This is a genomic window from Sulfurospirillum sp. SCADC, from assembly GCF_000743525.1.
Lineage (GTDB): Bacteria > Campylobacterota > Campylobacteria > Campylobacterales > Sulfurospirillaceae > Sulfurospirillum.
In genome coordinates this window covers 1-4930 of sequence record NZ_JQGK01000030.1, presented here as the reverse complement: position 1 = coordinate 4930, position 4930 = coordinate 1, and the positions used below count along the sequence as shown (strand labels likewise).

The window sequence follows — 4930 nt, the reverse complement described above, 5'->3', positions numbered from 1 at the left end:
TTTTGGGTTTTTCAGGGTCGACTACGTAATGTGACGGCTACGATTGTCTCAGCACTGGCCATTCCAACATCAGTCATTGGTACGTTTGCGATTATGAACGCTCTAGGATACGATCTTAACCGTCTGACACTCATTGGTCTCACCCTTGCCATTGGTATCTTCATCGATGATGCAATCGTTGTGATCGAAAATATTATGAAAAAGATGGAAGAGGGGGAAAAGCCTTTTCAAGCCTCGTTTGAGGGTATCAAAGAGGTGGCATTTTCCATTTTGGCGATCTCTTCGGTACTTTTAGCGTTTTTATCCCTGTGGCATTTATGGATGGCATCGTGGGTATGTTCTTTAACTCCTTTGCGATGACGGTGGCTTCGGGTATTGTCATCTCGTATCTGGTTGCGGTTATGTTTGTTCCCTCCATTGGAGCGCGTCTTTTAAGTGCCAAAGAGAGTAAGTTTTACTATGCCACCGAGCCCATCCTCAAAGCAGTCGATAAAGGGTATGTCTCACTTTTAAAACCACTCCTTCGCTTTAAAACGCTGACGGTTTTGGCGACATTTGGATGTTTGATTGCGTCGATGACGCTTAAAGTAGGAATGGACTTTCTTCCGATGCAAGACAACAGCGAATTTCAGATCACCATTAAAGGTCCTGTAGGCATCAATCTTGAGACCATGAAACAAAAAGTGATTCCGATTGATGAGATACTTAAAGGAGACGCTTCTATCGAATATTCTATTGTCTCTATTGGGTATGATTCTGCGCAAAGCATCCATAAGGCACGTATTTACGTGAAGCTCAAACCGGTTAAAGAGCGCACGATTTCGCAACTAACCCTGATTGAGCACTACCGCGAAAAGATGAAAAATGTCCAAGATCTGGTCATTGCGGTTGAAAAAGTGGATGATTTTGACACAGGTGGCACCACAGCACCGCTTCAAGTCGTTCTCATGGGGGATCGTTTTGAAGTTTTAGATGACACCTCTACCAAACTGATGGACTTTTTAAAATCAACACCGGGCATTGTGGATGTTGATAGAGACTATGAGAGTGGCAAGCCAGAGATGCGTATTAGCATTCTTCGTGAAAATGCCCAAAGAGTGGGAGTAAGTGTTAAAGAGATCGCCGCAGTATTGGGTTCAGCGTATTCAAGCGACAGTGCCATCTCATACTATGAAGACAACGGCAAACAATTTGACATTACAGTGCGTTTTCGAGATGATTTTAGGACATCGCTCGAAGATCTGAAAAAGCTTCAGGTCAAAAATGCCAACGGTGAGTTTGTAGCACTCGAAGGCTTGATCGCCTTTGAAGATACATTGGGCACCGCATCCATCAACCGTTTTGACCGCGAACGTAAAATCCTTGTCACCGCTAGCACTGTCGGTTTATCGTTGGATCAAGTCGTTGTGAAAGTGGAAGAGAAGATGAAAGAGATTTTGCCAGAGGGGTATCACTACCGTTTTACGGGCGATGTTGAAAACATGAATGACACGTGATCGTGCAGTGGTTCGTGATCGTGCAGTGGTTTGGTATCACTACCGTTTTACGGGCGATGTTGAAAACATGAATGACACAGCAACAGCCTTTGGTGCCGCGGTTCTTTTAGCCGTTATTTTGATCTATTTGATTTTAGCCGCACTCTACGAGTCACTCATTCAGCCTTTTATCATCATGATCTCTATGCCACTTTCGTTAACGGGAATTATGGTGGCGCTCTATTTAAGCGGGTATACGTTCAGTCTTTTTGTTATGATTGGTATTATCTTACTTTTGGGAATGGTGGGGAAAAATGCTATTTTGGTGGTTGACTTTGCAAACCGTGCGATCAAAGAGGGTAAAAAGATCGATGATGCTCTTTTGGAAGCAGGTGAAAAACGTCTTCGTCCGATTTTGATGACCACCTTTGCGATGATCGGTGCGATGATGCCTTTAGCCTTTGGCAGTGGAGCAGGGCACGAAGCCAACGCTCCAATGGCACTTGCGATCATCGGAGGACTTTTAAGTTCGACCGTTTTAACCTTATTGGTCGTTCCTGCCATCTATAAGTTTATGTATCCAATGGATGCGTGGCTTCGTAAATGGTACGAAAAAGGTACGGTTTAAATCTTTACATGTAAAGGGGGAAAATCCCCTTTACGCCTTATTTATTGCGTTTTCGATCTTTTTTGGCTTGCTTGGCTTTTGCTTTTGCTTTGGCTTTTTGAGCATCACTTATCTTTGCTTTATCCGAGTTGACCGCTCCGACATTGGTCTGTTTTCCCTCGTAAGGAACCGTGTGTTTTTGTTGTGTTGCTAAGCTTGCTAATTTGTAGCCATTTTCCATTTTAACGCTATTGTTGAGTAATCCACTCATACTATGTCCTTCGTGATACTTAAATGTGATTGGGAAAATCGTTGAGAGTTTCGTAACGATAAGCGTTAGTATACTTTATCCTTGCTTTAAGCCATGTAAAAGCATTTACATGTAAAGAGGAGGGCTCTTATTTCAGGCTAATTGATTACAATATCCGCTACAATTTTTTTACATGTAAAAGGGAACGTATGTTAGAAGCCAACCTCATAACCATGCAACAATACGCTGTCAAACACAAAATGAGCACCTTTGGCGTTGTCAAATTAGTCAATGCCAAAAAACTTAAAACGATTAAAAAAAATGTGGAGGGCGAAGAGAGGGAGTTTATCATCGATGAGACACTGCCAAATACGCAACCCCTCAAAAGTGAAACACCCACAAAGCCAAACGATGAGACAAAAATCGACTATGAGGTCGAATTTCACAAGCTGTTAGCCAAATACATTGAGCTTCAGGAGAAATACACCAAACTCATCGAATCCAACTAAATATCTTTACATGTAAACAAAAGAGGGCACGCAAAATGCCCTCAGAAGCCCTGTTAATGGCTATTGAGAATACCTAGAGTTTTCTCATACACATTGAGTTTTCCAAGTTCTACTTTGAGTCCATCAGTCAATTGTGCTTGCGATCTTAGCTCTTTGGATATGATCTGACTTTTTTCGGCTAAATTTTCCATATCGGAAGAGAGCGCATTACTTTTGGCGGAGACTTCTAGGAGCCCACCACTCACGCCATTCATGGTTTGACCGATATTTTCAACCGCTTGGATGATGGTACTGACCGACACATTGGTCTCAGAGAGGCTCTTTTGCGTCCGCTCAGCTAGTTTTCGCACTTCATCGGCAACGACCGCAAAACCACGCCCATGTTCACCCGCCCGCGCCGCCTCAATCGCAGCATTCAACGCCAACAAATTGGTCTGATCGGCAATATCAGCGATGACACTTAACACAACGCGAATATCGCGGACATTATTGGTGAGATTTTCCACTTCATGGAGCAGATTAGCATTGTCAACACTCCCTTTTTCCATACTGGAAGCAAACACACCAAACTCTTTTTCCACCGATGAGAGTTGCGTTTCGATCGCATCGATGGCACTCACAGCGTTTTGAAGCGTTACACCCATGGTTTCAATAACAGGCAGACTCTCTTTCATTTGAGCCAACATCGCTTTATTGATGGTATCGACCATATTTTGGCGATTGATCTTTCGGAGTAGAAAATAGCTCTTAAATCCAGCATATTTCTGCACAAAATTATCAATATAATCATCTTCAAAATTAACGCCTTCTACCTGATAGAAAAAGATCGCGGTCAAGGTTTGGTTGACATTGACCCCTAAAAGCTCACCAAAGGTTGAAAACCCTACCACAGGAATTTCTTTAAAAGCCGAGAGCTGATTGATCTCGCTGGTGTTACATAAACGTCTTAAAATACAGTCATTGAAAATTGCGCCAATGGCTTTGGGTTTGTTATGGCAAAACTGCGCAAAATCATGGTTTGTTGTCTGCACAAAGTCTGTTTTTTCAAGCAAAAGAAGCTCTTCACCCGCCTCGATGTCACAGTAAAAATGAATCGTCTCATTCGGCACATCAAGAGACGCAACGGATCGAATATAGATCTCCCCATCGATTTCAATCCCAAAGGTATAATTGGCAAGCTTGGCATTGAGCTCACTCGCAGAACATCTAAAATGGGCGGTTAACGCAGTGATGCCACCAATACTCATATTGGTATTCCGATCTAAAAAAGCACACACGGTACGCGTAATCGGGTCTGCATCCAACACGGTAAACGAAGTAGACGTTTTTCTAAAATTTTGACTTTTAAAGACACCAAAACGGTACTGTGGTGTGAACTTTATAAACGTTACCACAGCATGATGTCTTAAAGTACGCGTTCCATCGTAAATGTAGGTATTTTGAAAGTCCAATTTACCACCAGCACTACCACCGATCAGCAAACACGGGAATTTTGCCACATGATACACCGCTTCCATAAAAAAGCTCTCACTCGCACTCAGCCCATCAATGAGTGTGTAGCCTAGTGTATCATCCGAGCGCATTTTAAAAGGCACACGCACCTTTTTGACCTCTTCAGCAATCAAAGCAGAACGCTGCGCCGCTGTTTTACCACTCGTTGCCATATCTTCACTTTTGAGAGGAATGGAAGCCACAAACACATCGCTGATCATTTCAGGCGAAAAAAGCATTAAAACAATGTTATCGCCTTCACCAGCGCCTGCTTGAGAATAAAGCGAGGGAACTGGGGGTACCATTCAAACTACACAGTTCACCAGCCGTTGTTGAGAGAATCAACGTTGTCTCAGAAGGTAGCGCTTGTTTGAGTTTTGAAGCAATGCAAATCCATACTAACTCAGCAACCATAAAGATGCACTTAAACCATCTTTGTCACATTAACAAATGAACCCTCACAGTTGCGTAACGACCATTTTATTAATTATTGAAAACTGTAATTTTCAAAGTTAATATAAAGAAGTACAATTGATAATTCTACATTACGTTCGTAGCATGAAAATAGCCTACTTAGTCGACCCTGAAAAACCCAAAA

General features: G+C 42.5%; 4 protein-coding genes and 2 pseudogenes. 3 read left to right on the top strand and 3 right to left on the bottom strand.

The window, feature by feature from the left end:
• Positions 1-30 precede the first annotated feature (30 nt).
• Together JU57_RS14220 and JU57_RS14215 are read left to right on the top strand one after the other, a co-directional pair.
• A pseudogene (locus JU57_RS14220) lies at positions 31-1496 on the top strand (efflux RND transporter permease subunit).
• Positions 1486-2103: an efflux RND transporter permease subunit gene (locus JU57_RS14215; RefSeq protein WP_294877484.1), complete on the top strand. Its 618-nt coding sequence runs from the start codon at positions 1486-1488 to the stop codon at positions 2101-2103. The pseudogene JU57_RS14220 and the gene JU57_RS14215 overlap by 11 nt, the downstream one beginning before the upstream one ends.
• A 37-nt stretch (positions 2104-2140) precedes the next feature.
• On the opposite strand, the gene JU57_RS13395 is transcribed toward JU57_RS14215, so the two are convergent.
• Complete coding sequence (locus tag JU57_RS13395) at positions 2141-2353, bottom strand: hypothetical protein (protein WP_037962149.1); 213 nt, start codon at positions 2351-2353, stop codon at positions 2141-2143.
• A 188-nt stretch (positions 2354-2541) separates the two neighbouring features.
• On the opposite strand from JU57_RS13395, the gene JU57_RS13390 reads away from it, so the two are divergent.
• Positions 2542-2841, top strand: coding sequence for a hypothetical protein (locus JU57_RS13390; protein ID WP_037962147.1), 300 nt, complete (start codon positions 2542-2544; stop codon positions 2839-2841).
• Between the two features lie 53 nt (positions 2842-2894).
• On the opposite strand, the gene JU57_RS14255 is transcribed toward JU57_RS13390, so the two are convergent.
• Positions 2895-3731, bottom strand: coding sequence for a methyl-accepting chemotaxis protein (locus tag JU57_RS14255; protein WP_349678297.1), 837 nt, complete (start codon positions 3729-3731; stop codon positions 2895-2897).
• Between the two features lie 30 nt (positions 3732-3761).
• Positions 3762-4553 (bottom strand): annotated as a pseudogene (locus tag JU57_RS14205) (FIST N-terminal domain-containing protein); the annotation flags it as partial.
• Positions 4554-4930: the final 377 nt, after the last annotated feature.

Excerpts from the sequence above, each read along its gene's own strand:
- JU57_RS14215 (WP_294877484.1), top strand. The coding sequence starts at position 1,486 with ATGACACGTGATCGTGCAGTGGTTCGTGATCGTGCAGTGGTTTGGTAT.
- JU57_RS13395 (WP_037962149.1), bottom strand. The coding sequence starts at position 2,353 with ATGAGTGGATTACTCAACAATAGCGTTAAAATGGAAAATGGCTACAAA.
- JU57_RS13390 (WP_037962147.1), top strand. The coding sequence starts at position 2,542 with ATGTTAGAAGCCAACCTCATAACCATGCAACAATACGCTGTCAAACAC.